Genomic DNA, 15,495 nt, shown 5'->3' with positions numbered 1-15,495 from the left:
CTTTGATTTTCCGCATGGGCGGCCCCGCCTGATAAACCCTGTGTAACTTGATCCGCATCGGCCTGCTTTCCGACACCCACGGTTTTTTAGACCCGCAAATCTTTACTCACTTCGCCCAATGTGACGAAATCTGGCACGCGGGCGACGTGGGTTCCGTTAAAATCATCGATGATTTAAAGGCTTTTAAACCGTTTCGGGGCGTTTTCGGAAATATCGACGACAAGGCCGTGGCTTATGAATGCCCCGAAAACCAGCGGTTTGAGTTGGAAGGGTTATCCGTCTGGATGACCCATATTGGCGGCACTCCGCCCCGGTATAATCCTATTGTCCGGCCTGATTTGCTGATGAATCCGCCGGATGTGTTCGTCTGCGGGCATTCGCATATTTTGAAGGTTGTTCGCGATCCGAAAATCAATAACCTGCTGTTTATCAATCCCGGAGCAGCCGGCAAGCACGGTTTTCATTCGGTGCGGACCTGTCTTCGTTTTGGGCTTGATGCGGGCCGGATCACGAACATGGAAGTGATAGAATTGGGGACGCGGTAAAAAAGTTGCCAAAAAAAGATACTATATTGGCAGCTGTTTTACCTGAATTGGCGGTCATTGATGAAAATTGCAGTTTGGCATAACCTGCGGAGTGGGGGAGGAAGTCGGGCTTTACACCAGCACATTAAAGGACTGGCACAGCGCGGGCACACGATTGAAGTCTGGACGTCGTCGGAAGCCGACAGTCAGTTTTTGGATGTGGATCAGTACGTGACCAAGACGCACGTCCTGCCCTTGTCGATGGATATCCGCATTCGTGATCAATACCGGGATAAACTGTGGGCCATGAAATTTGAGCCGGAAACCCGCATTCGGCGGATGCTCGATTTTTGCAGCCGGTGCGCCGATGAAATCAACGCGGGCGGTTTTGACGTCCTCTTCGCCAATGCCTGCATTACCTTTTCAATGCCCTATATCGGCCGGTTTATCAACATTCCCAAGGCATTGTACCTGGGCGAACCTAACCGGTTTTTGTTTGAATCGTCACCATCGCTCATTTGGGAAGGGCTGCCAGCCGCCAACGGCAATTGGACGAAGTCCGATTACCGGGAGAAATATTGGGATGATATTTTTAAAATCCGTCAGGCGCGGGTGCGGGTGCGGGAAGAAATTTATAACTACCGCAGCTACGATAAGGTCCTGGTCAACTCGTATTTTAGTAATGAAAACCTGCTGCGGGCCTACGGCGGAGCGGGTGAAGTCTGTTACCTGGGCATTGACTCCAGCCTGTTTCCCTTCCAAAATTTACCCCGTGAACCGTTTGTGATGGGCCTGGGCGCTTTTTTTCAGCACAAACGCCCGGACCTGGCGATCGAGTCGCTGGCACTGATTCCCGAAAAGACGCGCCCTAAACTGGTTTGGGTAGGCGACATGGGTGATACGGTTTACGTCAATCAATTGCGGGACTTAAGTCAGAAGCGAAATGTACAGTTTGAACCCCGCGAAAAAATTCCTCATGAAGAGCTGATTCAGTTGCTCAATACGGCTTCGTGTTTGCTTTATACCTCCACGCTCGAACCCTTCGGGCTGGCTCCGCTGGAGGCCAATGCCTGCGGTTTGCCGGTAGTTGCCGTAGCCGAAGGCGGGGTTCGGGAGACCATTATCGATAATTACAACGGCTTGTTAGTCAATCGGAAAGCGTCGGAAATGGCCCACGCTGTTGAGCGGGTTTTGACCGACAGCGGGGAGTTTGAGCGCCTTTCGCGCAACGCCCGGCGGTTGGTTCAGGAGCAATGGACGTTCGAACGGGCCATCGACCGCATCGAAGATGCGCTGATCAATACGATCGGGAAGGAACGGGGCGTGGTGGTGAAGTAAGGGTCAAACTAGATTTTTTTCAACAGAATTTAGGGTTGTTTACTTCTTTGCAATAGGCGAAGAAGTGTCAGCTATTACTTTTGCTTTTCTTTTAGATACGCTCACCTTCTGTTGAATTTTAGCCTTTCTTTCCTCTTTGTTCTTCTTGATCAAAGCCCGAAACTCAACTAATTCATCTTCTGTCCAGGGCTTGGATTCAATTACGAAATCTATGCTTTTAGGTTCTCTGATTAATCCCATGATTTCATTTTTTAAAATAACGTGTAACCAGTACCGAAGCGGCTTGTGTTTCAATGTACATTCTTTGACCGCGAAATAAGGTTGCTCCAAGCATTTTTTGATAATGCTCGATCAGAACGGATTTAGAGTCAAATGCAACATATCCGTCGTAACTTTTCTCAAAAGCTAGTTTGCAGGCATAGGCTACAAGATTTCCGGGTACGCCAACATACACTTTTGTTTTCCCCTGATTAAATTTTGCGCTTTCAAGTAAATGCATAAAAATGTGATCACCTTTATCTTCGAGACTCAGTAGACCTTGAATGATCATTCTATTGCCTGCCGTCGTCAGCTTATAAACCTCTCTGGAAGGGTCTTTCAATTCCTGTTTCCAGTTAAACCCCCAATCTTTCTTTTTGATTTGTTTTTCGTTCAAAATCGTCAATCGGGTAATTTCCGTATCGAATACTTCCCCACTGACGGCGTTTTCAATGGAGTTTGTTAATTTATCAATCTCAATATCAAAAGCGGTGGACAGGTAATCAGGCATACTTAAAGATACAAAAAAGCCCGGTTTTTGACAAACCGGGCTACTTCTATAGCCGAAGAATTGCCTTTTCTCACATCGGAATCTGCTCAAAAACCACTGCCGGTTTTTCCGAATCCTTGAATGCCTTCCGTGGGCGAATATTCAGCGTCTGAAACAACTGGCGATCCTGATCTTCTTCGGGATTGGGCGTCGTCAGCAGCTTGTCACCGGCAAAAATGGAGTTGGCACCGGCCAGGAAACACAGCGCCTGTTCTTCAACGCTCATCCGCACGCGGCCGGCCGATAACCGTACCATCGCTTTCGGCATGATGATCCGTGCCGTGGCAATCATCCGCACCATTTCCCAAACCGACACCCGGGGCTGGTCTTCCAGGGGCGTTCCTTCCACGGGAACCAGGGCGTTAACGGGTACGGATTCCGGATGTTCGGGTAAATTCGCCAATGTCAGCAGCATACCGATGCGGTCCTGATGGCTTTCACCCATGCCGATGATTCCGCCCGAGCAAACCGAAATACCGGCCTGCCGGACGTGGCCGAGCGTATCCAGCCGGTCGTCGTACGTGCGGGTCGAAATGATATCGCCGTAGTATTCTTCGCTGGTGTCGAGGTTGTGGTTATAAGCGTATAAACCGGCATTTTTCAGCTTTTCGGCCTGGCTTTCGGTCAGCATCCCGAGCGTGCAGCACACTTCCATGCCCATCCGGTTGACACCCTGAACCATTTCCAGCACTTTGTCGAAATCCCGGTTATCACGCACTTCCCGCCAGGCAGCGCCCATGCAAAACCGCGTACTGCCCGATTCTTTCGCCCGGTGAGCGGCCGTCAGCACTTCGTCGACTTCCATCAGCTTGTGAACCTTCACGTTCGTATGATACCGGGCCGCCTGCGGGCAATACGCACAGTCTTCGGGGCAACCACCGGTTTTTACCGACAATAACGTACAAACCTGTACTTCCTGCGGATCGTGATGCTGGCGGTGAACGGTAGCGGCACGGTAAATCAGATCGAGAACGGGGGAGTTATAAATATCGGCGATTTCCTCGCGCGACCAGTTAGTGCGAACTTCAGTCATATCGATTGATTGCGTAAGTCATAGTAAGTAAATTCAAATATAGGTGGTGAAGGGGTTTAGCGCAAACGAAAACCGCATTCAATCGGCCAAATGACGCTGGTTTATGACCATAAAAGCCGGAAAAATCGGATTAACCGACCTTTTTTTATTCGCTGGAAAACGCTCATCACTTGGACCGGACCGCGAACGAAGGCGTCGTTGCCCGATCCAGCGATTTTATACGCGAATACGTCTTCCTGACCAATGCGATCAACAAAACGACTTCCACAATCTGAACCAGATAATCGGTAGTACTGGCGGCCGTTGAGAAGACGGTTTTCCAGTCATCGTAATTCAGCATGCCGACATAGATTACCCAGATAATCGGTTGGAGAATCAGCAAAACATTGAGCAGAATGAGCTGAAAACCAAACGACCGATCCTCCAGTTTCAAGAGTTCAAAGGGCACAATCACCAGATAAATATACAGGTAAAAACCGGGTGCGCTGGGTTGAACGAGCATGAAAACGCCGAACGTCAGAATGAAAAGCGACGGAAAAAGCGTTTGATAGCCCAGGTGTTTATACCGAACGGCCACCCAGGAAGCGACTCCCATCGTAATGAACAGACTGATGGTGTTCAGGCGGGTCAGACTAATCTGGTTGTATAATCCGCTGAAAATCGGGCGGGTAACACTGACGATATTGGGGGTCATGTGGTAGCCGGAATGTTGCAGCGGCATCAGAAATGCATCGCCCATCATCAGGTACAGAATGACGATGGACGGAATGCCGACGAGCGCCAGCCCGAGGACGTATTTGAATTTATTATCGACCAGAAAAAACAACGGGATCAGCAGCACGATCACCATACTTTTGATGACAATCATCGACAGGCCCCAGATGACGCCGATCCAGAGACTGCTTTGTTTGCGGCTGGCATACGCGAGCGTAATCAGGCCGACGCCCCAGAACCAGATGTCTTCTTCGCTCTCCAGAACGATGGCGACGAACGAAACCGGCAGCAGGAAATACAAAACCGCCATCAGCAGAGCATCCGGCCGGGTTGAGCGGTAATAGCGCCAGGTGGCCCAGACGATGGCCAGCTCGACGATCGCCATGAATGGAATCAGAACTTTGGCGTTATTCCACAAATACAGCGGCAAACTGATCAGGTAGCCAAACAGCGGGGCGTGGTACGACAGAAAGTCCCGGTAGACCATTTTGCCCTGAAAAGCCGAATACGCTTTTTTGTAGAAAAACTCGGTATCGTTGCGGGGCCCAAAATTCAGAATCAGGTAAACAATGACGAAAGGAACAACCCGCAGAAGGATAAAACTGCCCCAGAGCGTTAAGGCGGGTCGTTGGTTAAGCTGGTGCCGAAAAGGGGCAGGAAACCGGATTAACAGCCAGCTTGCCAGTGCAAGCAATATCGATACGGCCACTTTGACGATCGAAACCGTATCCTGAAGAAAATTCATGCAAACAATGGTGTTTATATTTTGGGGTAAAGTTCGTTAATGACACCGTAGCTGCCAAATAAAAAAAATGATAGGATTCAAACTGGAGAAAGTGTTGGGTAAATGGGCAGATTTGGCGAACTTTGTACCGGAACTACGATCCTGACTCGTGAACACCGCCAGACCGACTTTGCCGCTGATGCTCAGAAGATAACGTCAGCGTCCTGCCCGATACCGGTTTTTTGGCGAAGTTTTGTTCACTAATCTACTGATTACCAGCTGGTCCCTTCCGGTGAAACGTGGCATTTGTTAGTTGGCCAGTAGTGGCCCGGGTTTTCGCTATAACCTTTTTTTGCGATTCAATTGTTAAAGTAAAGATGCAACGTCAGGCGTTTCGGTGGGCTGGCGAAGATCATGCAGTCGTTTTTTTGTTTTAAAAATACAATTTTTCAAAGTGCCAAAACCTATCCGTATGTTTTATCTTGCTCGGTTGACGAATAACAATAGGGGATACAAAGAGCCATCCGGCCCGAATTATAAGTCTGAAAATGCTACTTCCAGCCGGACGGCTTTTGAAGCGACTTACGGTTTTGGGTTTGAAGAGTGGTTCCGTAACGAACGGCATTCGTACGAGGGATATCAATACGCCTACATCGAAGGACTGACGCCGGGCCTGAACCCGGAAATTCCCATTTTGCTGTACACCCTGCGGTTTGCCGAAAACGGAAAAGGCGGGGCGAAAAAGCTGGTGGTCGGCGTTTTGAAAGAATGGCAGCCCATTTCCCAGTGGGATGGCGAATTGCCCGCTGAGGTGATCAACGAGTGGTATGAGCAGATGAAAACGGAGCTGGGTAATCTGCTGGAGGTGGTAGCGCCCGAAAAACGATCGGCGGCCTTAAAACAGTTGCAGGCCCACAGCCAGTATCCCGAAAAACCAAAACCGCTGTTCAATGTGCGGTTTAAACTGGACCAGCTCGATTACCGGGTTGCCAAGCAGATCGACGCAACGCCGTTTGGAAAAAACAACTCGTTCGCCTTCGAACTGAAATCGGTGGACGGCTACGACGCGGCTACCCAAAAAACGTTAACCAGTCTGGGACTGGAATAAGTTACCGGCATTCCGTTTTCAGCAGTTTGTATTCAAAACCGCTATCCGGCTGTTTAAGCACCCAACGGCCCTCTTTTTCAACACGTTCGCCTTCGCGCCAGGTGATGGCGTCACCGGCCAGCAGAAAGTTGATTTCGTGGTTTTGCGTTTCGCCTTCGCCCAATCGCAGCCAGTCGGCCCGGATTTGATTGTTCGCTAAAGTTCCCTCGATCCGGCCCCTCGCCTGGTCCTTTTCGTATGGCAAAGTAGCCAGTTCGCCGGTAACGGTCGCTCCCTTGATGACGAGCCGGAGCGTTGTGGTGTCGCGACCCACCACCTGCCGAAAGCAGACCGTATCCGCAGCGATTGCCGTCGAATCCGACGGTTTTTCCGCTGTTTCCGAACGTCGGGAGTTGTTACCGCAACCGTTCAGAATCAAAATCAGGATGCCCGAAATCAGAAAATAGCGCATTGGCCTTTGTTTAACGGATGAAAACTAATAACCAGGTTGAAGCAGTTTAAGTTATCAATTAACTACAAGTTAACGTTATAGGTGTTTTTGTTCTCGCACATCACAAATGTGCTGTGTGTGCTTCCGATACTTGTTACTGAGCCAAGTTTATTGAACACAAAGTCCTGGTAGTGTTTCATGTCTTTCGCATACACTTTCAGGAGAAAATCGAAATCCCCGGAAATATTGTAGCATTCAACGACTTCGTCCAGCCGGAGAATGTCGGTTACAAAGTCGTGACCAATGCTTTTATCGTGCTGCTTGAGCTTGATGTTACAAAAAACAATCAATCCGTAACTAAGCTTCTCCGCGTCGATCAGGGCAATGTATTTTTTAATGTAACCGCCCGATTCCAGCCTTTTCACCCGTTCAAAAACCGGTGTGTGCGACAGGTTTACCCGATCCGCTAACTCTTTAATGGTCACATTCGAATTTTCTCCCAGCAATTTGAGCAACTGCAAGTCGATCTGATCCAGTTTTTCCACAGAAATAATTTCTTTTTATATAAAAAATGTGTGTATCTGAAAGAGAAATAATCGTGTAATGGCATAAATATAGATTTTTATACCAAATTATTTTATTGATAAAGATAATAAATCTAAGTATTTAGCTTTGCAGAGGATTTTAGTTTCACTCGAGATTCAATTGCTACGAACTGTCCCATGCTTAATTATCTGGAAGCGATGCAACCGTAAATCCTGCTACAATCCGGGAGAATTGCCATAGGCAGGTAAGTAAGCTCCGCGCTTTCGAATTTCATCAAAACTTGATTTTTCTTCATTTTCGACCTTTTTCAAGGCCGGGTGGGAGTGTCATGTGCGGTGGTTTTCGCTGCGTGCGGATGTAGAAAGTTCAGCAAAAAATTCTGTACCATTATTAACCAACACCAGCATGCTCGCACACAACCTCGGCTATCCGCGAATCGGCAGCCACCGCGAACTCAAAAAGGCCAATGAACAGTATTGGGCCGGAAAAATTACCCACGCTCAGTTGCGCGAAGCCGGTCAGCGCATCCGTCATGACAACTGGCTGACCCAGCAACGGGCCGGAATGGCTCTCATTCCGTGTAACGATTTCTCGTTTTACGATCAGACGCTGGATTGGTCGCTGACGGTCGACGCCATTCCGGAGCGGTTTCGGCCCCTCGCCGAAAAACCGGCTGCGAATGAACTCGATTTGTATTTTGCAATGGCGCGTGGCTTCCAGAAAGACGGCCTGGACCTGATTGCGATGGAAATGACCAAGTGGTTCGACACCAATTACCATTACATCGTTCCGGAATTCACTAAAAGTCAGACGTTTTCGCTGCGCTCCGAAAAAGTTTTCACGGAGTTTGACGAAGCCAAAACCGTATTGGGTGCTGTTCCGAAACCGGTGTTACCGGGACCAGTGACGTATCTGTTGCTGGGAAAAGAGAAGGAAAGCGGTTTTCACCGACTGGACTTGCTCGACCGCTTGTTACCGGTTTATGGACAGATTCTGAGTCGCTTAGAGGAACAGGGCGCCGAATGGATTCAGTTTGACGAACCCTGTCTGGTACTGGATTCGGATGAGCAGCAACGAACCGCCTACGCAACGGCTTACCGGTTTTTGCGCGACCGGTTTCCAAAGCTGAAATTTCTGCTGACTGCCTACTTCGAATGTTTCGGCGAAAACCTCACGCTGGCGACCCAATTGCCAGTCGACGCACTGCACCTCGATCTGGTGCGCTGCCCGAGTCAACTGGATGACATTCTGAAAACCGCCTTTGTCGAAAGCAAAATCGCTCTCTCGCTCGGCCTGGTGGATGGCCGGAACATCTGGATCAACAACCTGAATCAGTCGCTGGAACTGATTCAGAAGGCCACCGACGCGCTGGGCCGCGACCGCGTGCTAATTGCGCCTTCGTGCTCCCTGCTGCACACGCCCGTTGATCTGGATTCAGAAACGGAAACCAGCGGTTTAACGCCCGAAATCAAACAATGGCTCGCTTTTGCCAAACAGAAACTGGCCGAAGTTGTCAAACTGGCGACGATCAGTGCGCAGCCCGACAGCGAACCGGCAAAGGTCTGGCTGGCCGAAAACGAAGCGGTTTTGACCGCCCGCCGACAATCGACGCTGATCAACCGGCCGGACGTTCAGGCCCGCGTTAATCGGTTGACGGACAGGGATACACACCGGCAGGCGGCTTTTGAAAACCGCCAAGCGCTTCAACACGAACGGTTGCAGTTGCCGCTTTTCCCGACGACGACGATTGGCTCATTTCCGCAAACAGAGGAAGTCCGAATGAATCGGGCGAAGTTTAAAAAAGGCGAAAAATCGCTGGAGCAATACGAAGATTTTATTCGGGTTGAAACCGAGAAAGCCATTCGCTGGCAGGAGGAAATTGGGTTGGATGTCTTGGTGCACGGCGAGTTTGAGCGCAACGACATGGTCGAATATTTCGGCGAATTGCTCGACGGTTTTGCGTTTAGCCAGAACGGCTGGGTGCAGAGCTATGGTTCGCGCTGCGTCAAACCACCCATCATTTACGGCGATGTACACCGCCCCACAGCCATGACAGTGCGCTGGACCGAATACGCACAGGCGCTGACGAAAAAACCGGTAAAAGGCATGCTGACCGGCCCGGTGACGATTCTGCAATGGTCGTTTGTGCGGGATGATCAGCCGCGCCGGGATACCTGTATGCAGATCGCATTTGCCATTCGCGATGAGGTGGTCGATCTGGAACGGGCTGGAATTCAAGTGATTCAGATTGATGAACCCGCCATTCGGGAAGGCTTGCCACTGCGCCGTGAAAACTGGGAAACTTACTTAGATTGGGCGGTCAGGGCATTTCGGGTCTCGGCTTCGGGCGTGCGTAACGAAACCCAGATTCACACCCACATGTGCTATTCGGAATTTAACGACATCATTCAGCAAATTGCCGACATGGACGCCGACGTGATCACAATCGAGACCTCGCGTTCGCAGATGGAATTGCTGGACGCGTTTGTTCAATTCAATTATCCGAACGAAATTGGTCCCGGCGTTTACGACATTCACAGCCCACGCGTACCAACGAAAGCGGAGATTGTTGCGTTGTTGAACAAAGCGGCCAATGTGCTGCCGGTTCGGAATCTCTGGGTTAATCCCGACTGCGGTTTGAAAACCCGTCGCTGGCCCGAAACCGAACAGGCGCTCAAAAACATGGTGCAAGCCGCGCAAACCGCTCGGAATCTGGTGGTTGAGAAAGCGTAAAAGGGAATGAAAAATAATGCATGGAAACAAAAGCACATAAGCACGAAATCGTCGGTTGCCCGCGTTGCGGAGCGGTTTTCGAATGCAAGGTGGGAAGCATCAATCTCTGTCAGTGCGTGGCGGTTCAACTGACCGATGCACAGCGGGAGTATGTTCGCGGACTTTTTTCCAATTGCTTGTGTGCCAATTGTTTGCAGGAAGTCCGGACAGAATATCAACAAAAAGTAAAATAAACTGATAAGTTGTTTTGCGGAGTTAAGCGAAGTTAAAATGAGTTTAGCAGAGTTTTTCTCTGCGTATCTCTTTTGACTCCGCTTAACTCCGAGAAATAATTCTTAGAGATTGTCAAAAAATAGTAAATCATGTTTTCTATGTTGCCCCCAACCCCCTAAAGGGGGCTTTAATCGGTGTGCTAAAGCCCCCTTTAGGGGGTTGGGGGCAACGCGAAAGAAGGGAAATTATAAAGTTTAGACAGGCACTTAATAACTTCTAATTTATTTTCCCGAAACCGCAACCTCTTTCTCCCTTTCGTTCCAGTTTTTCACGACAGATCGACGGAAGAAGTAGTTTCCTGAAGGAAAGGGTTTGCAATCGGATGCTCCCGAAAATACAAAAAAGAGCACCCGGCCATTCCAAAAAATGGAACGACCGGGTGGATTTATAGAGAACCTCATGACGCGAACCGGTAACATCAGCGGTTCCCCTGGCGCTTCGTTATCATAGGTAGGTCGAGTCAAAGGCTTCTGTGACAGATATACGAACCACGTTGCCAAATGGTTGCGTCGGTGCGAAAAAAAGATTTTTGGAATGCCGGATTGAAAAATTTCCTTTCACCTGTTGGCCAATAATTACCCTTTTTCAAGGCAAAAACCGCTTTTCTAACCCGTCTTCCAGTTCTGCAAAAACCGCACGGTGAACCGCAGGCCGTTGTTGAACAGAAACTGATCGATCACCTGATTCAGAAAAGCGGCATCGACGGTGCCGTCGTCTTTGTAGCGGAGCGCTTTCTGGTCGGTGTTAAAGGGCAGAAATTTATCCGCCTGGGGCAGGTACTTCAGCAACTGACCCTGGAGTTTGTTAAGATCGATCACATTGTCAAACCCGTTGATGGGATTGATCAGCCCATCGAAGTCCGAGCCGATGCAGAGGTGATCCCAGGGCGACGTATTTTCGATCCAGTTCAGACCGGCGTAACCAACGCGGGCGGCATGAACCAGATGCAGGCACAGCAGCATGATATGGCGCTCCTGTTTCGATGGCGCAATGCCGCCAAAAAGTGACTCGGTTGCGCCCGGCAGTTTTCCATCCCGGAACATCTTTTCCCATTCCGGACGGGCAATGTATTCCTCTTCAAAAAACGGATCGCGGTTACTGTCAATTGCCAGATTCGATGCGCCCAGAATCCGCTGGTCGAGGCTAATGCCGATTAAGCCCTTTGACAACATGATCTCGACAATTTCTTCGTCGAACAGATTAATTGTCCAGGGATTACCAAACAGACCCTTGTTGATGATGTCGTTGGTCCGGCCGATCCGCCGGTTTTCGGGCGCAACTTTACTAATCGGTACGCCATTTTCGGTGTCGGGCGTCGACCGGAACCGCTTATTCTGGAGATAATCGTCGAGCGTATAAAACGTAAAACCGGTATGAGAAGTCATGATCGGTAACTGCTCCACGGCGGGGTTGGTGATCGCGAGCTGTTCCCGAAACCGGTAATAATGCAATCGGGTGTAAACGCTCATGTGCTTTACGTCGATCAGGATTGGCTTCGTTTCGTGCGTCAATGCCTGTCTGATGACCTTCTTGCCCAACTCCGTTAATCCCAGGCCGGTTTTGGGCATAAAGTCTTCACTGGAAAAAGCCAATTGGGAGGTCTTATTCAATCCCTGCGCAAAACCGCCCAAAGTCTGCTCCGGAATGTGGCTCAGGTGACACAGATTGATGCTGATAAAATCGACATCTGCCCGATCCTGCAATTCTTTCAGTTTTAACTCGGGAAACCGGGAGGGCGTTTTCTGGTGAATCGCGACGTCCGACAGGTTGTGGCCGCCTTCGATGGAAAACGAAAAATACCGCTTATCGCCCAGCGTCAGCTTGTCGGTAATCTGTTGTTCGGTCAGACCTGCCCAACTACTGCGGTTCAGGTATTCGATGGTAAAGGGCGGTTTGCTTAGTTCCGCAGCGGTTTTCAGGTGAAAATCGATCTGCTTGTTAAACTCGGCGTAATAGGTCGTCAGCCCGTTTTTGGTCCGGTCAAAAACGTCTTTGTCGAGCGGTAAAACTCCGGAAAGATCCGCGCCGAAAACGTGCAGAACCCGGTTGGCAAACGCGTGTTCGACGCTCAGCAGCGCAATCACCCCGAGCCGGAGCGAGCTTTCGGAAACCTGCTTCGGTGACGCCTGGCTGTCGAAGGGGCCGCCAAAAATATCGTTCAGGAACTGCGCAAGCCCGGTTGTCCGGACATTTTCGTTCAGCGCGAATTTTTTACCCGCCTGGTTGACCGTGATCAGGTGTTTGAACAACAGGTGAAAATGAAAATCGAATAGCTTTTCCATGGCAGACTTAGCGGGCTGAGTTTTCAACGATTGAATTGACGACCTGGAACCGTTTTAAGGCGGTCTCCGCGCCCGTCGGCTCTACCGACTCAAACCGGCTGGGCTGGTTGGCAAACAGGCTGTTTTCCAGTTGCTTTCCAAAAGGCGACAGGGTGTCGCCAGTCGCCGACAGTGACTCCTGACCACCCCGCTTGGTGCCGAACAGCCAGCCGTGGAACTTATTCCAGTAGGTTTTTGCCAGCTCGCCGTAGCCCTGAAGCGTGGCGAAAAAAGCGCTTTCGTTCCAGCCATTGTAAGCATCTACCAGATTTTTCGCCGGTTCCGGGGGCGTTTTGAGGAGCTTCTCCACATCCAGCATGCCATGACCGAATCCTTTGCGGGGCAGGTCGTTTTCCCGCCGGGCCGATTTCCCGAGCGCAACCCGAAAGGCTTCCACGCGTTTCCAGCCACTGTATTCGGGTTTACTGAGCACGTCCTGGTACGTGGCCAGCCAGCAGGCTGCGGCCGCGGCAATGTGCGGAGTGGCGTAACTCGTGCCGTTGCCATACGCAAAATCTTCTTTCTGATCGGCGGTCCAGATCGGCACATAAACTGCTTCCCCCGGCGCCGTAATGTCCACCGCCGAACCCCGGCTCGATCCCGACCATTCCCGATCCAGCGGATTGGAAGCCGCTACGGCAATGGTGCCGGGATAAACCGCCGGTGCCACCACCGCCTGCACTTCATTGCCTGCGGCACAACACCAGATAATGCCCTTTTCGTACGCCTTTTTCGCCATTTTGGCCGTGGCAATAGTAGGCGGCAGGCCCATGCTCATCGTGATGATGTCGAATCCCTGGGAAATGGCCATGTCCAGCGCACTCGCCAGCTGCTGCTGCCGGTTGATAATCACCACGGTTTCGGCAATCCGGTAGGGGATGAGCTTGAATTGATAATCCGCCAGTAAACCACAGTTCCCTTCGTGGGGAATGAGCGTGTTTCGGTTTCCAATCAACAAACTGCCGGTTCGGGTGCCGTGGCCCGGTTGTTTACCCAGACCGATGGTGCGCGGGTCGGCGGCAACAGTCGGATCGTCGGTATCCAGAAAATTGAAATCGTGGTCCAGGTCAAAACCGCCTTTCACTTTCGAGTGATCCGTAAAACCGGTATCGAACTGCACAATCTGAATGCCGCACTCGGAAGGCGTTTTCACCAGCCTGATTTTATCGAAATTCGTAGCCGCCCAGTTCCACTTGCGGTACGTCAGTTCGGGCATTCCCTTGTAATATTTGCTTTCGGCGTAGTCGTTAATAAAATCGTCTTCGTTCCATTTTCCCGTCCCATCGTCGAACAGAAAACCGGATTCGGTGCCAGCCCCTTTGGCCGGTTGCTGGACCACAAAACCGGTGTCGGCATTCAACAAAATCGGCGTATCGGCTTCGGCGTTGATGATACCAGGGATTTTCAGCAGGTTCTGCGCTTCGGCGTTCAGGTCGCCACCAAACGGAAATTGCAGCGTAAACAGCTCAATTTCACCTTCTACTGCCGAACCGGGCATGGTTAACGAGAGGGTTACGTTGGGGCCGTAAACCGCTTTCAGGACGGTTTCGATCTGGTTGATCGTGGCGGTTTTGTTGTGGGCCGTAATCAGAAACTGAGCCTGCCCGGTCGGTGAGGTAGAAAAAGCAGTATCCATAGCTAATTCGTTGGAGGAAGAAGGAATGAGTTTCGGAGCCGCAAGCGGTTTAGCCGGGGATGATACCGAAAGTGGCCCGGCCGGAACGGGTTGATTCAGTTGCTGAGCCACCACCCGGGTTTTTCGCAGCAAGGTTTCCCGGATTTTTCCCATATCGGGCGGTAGCGTGCTTTCCTGAATGGCCTGAATGATTTTGCTGATTTTAATGCCCTCGTTTCCAAACCAGTCGATTTCGTCGTCGGGCGTATCCGGCGTGGCAACGGTTCCTTTTTTCGTCAGGATGCGGTTTTGCTCGTCGACCCGGGGCAGGCCCGAATGGTGCAACGCGATGATTTCGCAGGTTCCCAGCCCGACAACCATCGACCCGGAAGAACCCGGTAGCGTGTCCGATTCGTAGATCAGCCGGGTGTCGGTTTCGGAGAAAAAAGCCGTGTCTTTCAGGACAACTTTTTTAGGTAAACCGTTGGGGTGCTGGATGATGACGCAGGATTCGCCCTTGATAATTTTTCCCTGATTTCCGTCCAGATTAACCGGCGAAAAACCGGAGAGCGGTTCGCCGGACGTGCCGAACGGTTCAAGCGCGATTAATGTAAAGTCAAGGCCGGAATTCAGAATGTCCGCGTTGTATTCAAGGGTGGAGGTGAGGAAAAATTTGCTGGCATTGAGTTTAAAACAACTCGCTTTTTTCGGTATCTGGTTGATATCCAACTCAAATTCAAATTGCGCCAGCATGTTGGCGGCATCCTGTGGGCTCTCAATGACGTGGTGATTGGTGATGATGATATCGTCCGAAACCAGAAAACCGGTGCCGATCGGCTGCCCGTTTTTCAACAAGCGGCAAACCGCCCGGGCAATGTCCGAAAGCCGGTCCAGCACATTTTTATCCTGAAAATTGGCAATGCCGTTGATGCGTTCCACCGCAGCCAGGGTCGAAACGCCCTCGCGCCGGAGCCGCAACTGCACCCGGTTCAGATCGTCTTCCAGGCTGACGAGCGGGAGTTCACCGTCCCGAAACTTCTCCAGTTTTTTTTCACCTTCTTTAAACAGCGGCTCCCGATAGCCAAACCGGTCGGCAACCTGCTGCACCACTCTCCAGCGCGGTATCATATCTCAGTAAAGGTTTAGGTACATCCGGCAATCGACCAACCGTTGCGCGCAACCGGTTGATTTTGAAAGATATATTGCTGACAGCGGATCGTATCTACACTATTTACTGAACGGTAAATGGCGGTTGGAAATAGCGGTTTTTGCCTTTAACGCAGTACCAATGAAGCCCTGACGAATGATTAGAGCTTCATCGATACTAC

At 50.7% G+C, this 15,495-nt stretch carries 13 protein-coding genes; 5 read left to right on the top strand and 8 right to left on the bottom strand.

What is annotated here, in order from left to right:
- Window positions 1-47: 47 nt before the first annotated feature.
- Complete coding sequence (locus GJJ30_RS29560; protein ID WP_154178847.1) at window positions 48-545, top strand: metallophosphoesterase family protein; 498 nt, start codon at window positions 48-50, stop codon at window positions 543-545.
- A gap of 60 nt (window positions 546-605) precedes the next feature.
- The gene (locus tag GJJ30_RS29555; protein ID WP_154178846.1) at window positions 606-1,862 is read left to right on the top strand and encodes a glycosyltransferase family 4 protein; all 1,257 of its coding nucleotides are present in this window, start codon (window positions 606-608) and stop codon (window positions 1,860-1,862) included.
- 39 nt (window positions 1,863-1,901) lie between these two features.
- Here the strand turns inward: GJJ30_RS29555 and GJJ30_RS29550 are convergent, their stop codons facing one another.
- The 4 genes from GJJ30_RS29550 to GJJ30_RS29535 all read right to left on the bottom strand — a co-directional run bounded on the left by GJJ30_RS29550 (window position 1,902) and on the right by GJJ30_RS29535 (window position 5,162).
- Window positions 1,902-2,102, bottom strand: a complete 201-nt coding sequence (locus GJJ30_RS29550; protein ID WP_154178845.1) for a hypothetical protein — start codon at window positions 2,100-2,102, stop codon at window positions 1,902-1,904.
- 4 nt (window positions 2,103-2,106) lie between these two features.
- Complete coding sequence (locus GJJ30_RS29545) at window positions 2,107-2,631, bottom strand: hypothetical protein (protein ID WP_154178844.1); 525 nt, start codon at window positions 2,629-2,631, stop codon at window positions 2,107-2,109.
- 70 nt (window positions 2,632-2,701) lie between these two features.
- Window positions 2,702-3,703, bottom strand: a complete 1,002-nt coding sequence (gene bioB / locus GJJ30_RS29540; RefSeq protein ID WP_154178843.1) for a biotin synthase BioB — start codon at window positions 3,701-3,703, stop codon at window positions 2,702-2,704.
- Between the two features lie 166 nt (window positions 3,704-3,869).
- Window positions 3,870-5,162, bottom strand: coding sequence for a hypothetical protein (locus tag GJJ30_RS29535; protein ID WP_154178842.1), 1,293 nt, complete (start codon window positions 5,160-5,162; stop codon window positions 3,870-3,872).
- A gap of 451 nt (window positions 5,163-5,613) precedes the next feature.
- On the opposite strand from GJJ30_RS29535, the gene GJJ30_RS29530 reads away from it, so the two are divergent.
- Window positions 5,614-6,249 carry a hypothetical protein gene (locus tag GJJ30_RS29530; protein WP_154178841.1) on the top strand — a complete coding sequence of 212 codons (636 nt, stop codon included), beginning with the start codon at window positions 5,614-5,616 and terminating at the stop codon, window positions 6,247-6,249.
- 1 nt (window position 6,250) lies between these two features.
- Here the strand turns inward: GJJ30_RS29530 and GJJ30_RS29525 are convergent, their stop codons facing one another.
- Both GJJ30_RS29525 and GJJ30_RS29520 read right to left on the bottom strand, forming a co-directional pair.
- Window positions 6,251-6,700, bottom strand: a complete 450-nt coding sequence (locus GJJ30_RS29525) for a hypothetical protein (RefSeq protein ID WP_154178840.1) — start codon at window positions 6,698-6,700, stop codon at window positions 6,251-6,253.
- Between the two features lie 62 nt (window positions 6,701-6,762).
- Window positions 6,763-7,224, bottom strand: coding sequence for an Lrp/AsnC family transcriptional regulator (locus GJJ30_RS29520; protein WP_310588426.1), 462 nt, complete (start codon window positions 7,222-7,224; stop codon window positions 6,763-6,765).
- Between the two features lie 406 nt (window positions 7,225-7,630).
- Here GJJ30_RS29520 and metE point away from each other — a divergent pair, with 406 nt between their 5' ends.
- Window positions 7,631-9,958 carry a 5-methyltetrahydropteroyltriglutamate--homocysteine S-methyltransferase gene (metE, locus tag GJJ30_RS29515; RefSeq protein ID WP_154178839.1) on the top strand — a complete coding sequence of 776 codons (2,328 nt, stop codon included), beginning with the start codon at window positions 7,631-7,633 and terminating at the stop codon, window positions 9,956-9,958.
- A gap of 20 nt (window positions 9,959-9,978) precedes the next feature.
- A complete protein-coding gene (locus GJJ30_RS29510) occupies window positions 9,979-10,191 on the top strand; it encodes a cysteine-rich CWC family protein (protein WP_154178838.1) in 213 nt (70 codons plus the stop codon).
- Between the two features lie 645 nt (window positions 10,192-10,836).
- Here the strand turns inward: GJJ30_RS29510 and GJJ30_RS29505 are convergent.
- Both GJJ30_RS29505 and GJJ30_RS29500 read right to left on the bottom strand, forming a co-directional pair.
- Entirely contained in the window at window positions 10,837-12,513 is a 1,677-nt protein-coding gene (locus tag GJJ30_RS29505) for an amidohydrolase family protein (RefSeq protein ID WP_154178837.1), read from the bottom strand.
- A gap of 7 nt (window positions 12,514-12,520) precedes the next feature.
- Window positions 12,521-15,295 carry a S8 family serine peptidase gene (locus tag GJJ30_RS29500; protein ID WP_154178836.1) on the bottom strand — a complete coding sequence of 925 codons (2,775 nt, stop codon included), beginning with the start codon at window positions 15,293-15,295 and terminating at the stop codon, window positions 12,521-12,523.
- Window positions 15,296-15,495: the final 200 nt, after the last annotated feature.

Origin of the sequence: Larkinella terrae, assembly GCF_009668025.1 — a bacterium.
Lineage (GTDB): Bacteria > Bacteroidota > Bacteroidia > Cytophagales > Spirosomataceae > Larkinella > Larkinella terrae.
Note: the sequence above shows the minus strand (reverse complement) of the source record. Positions and strands in the feature narration are given on the sequence as shown.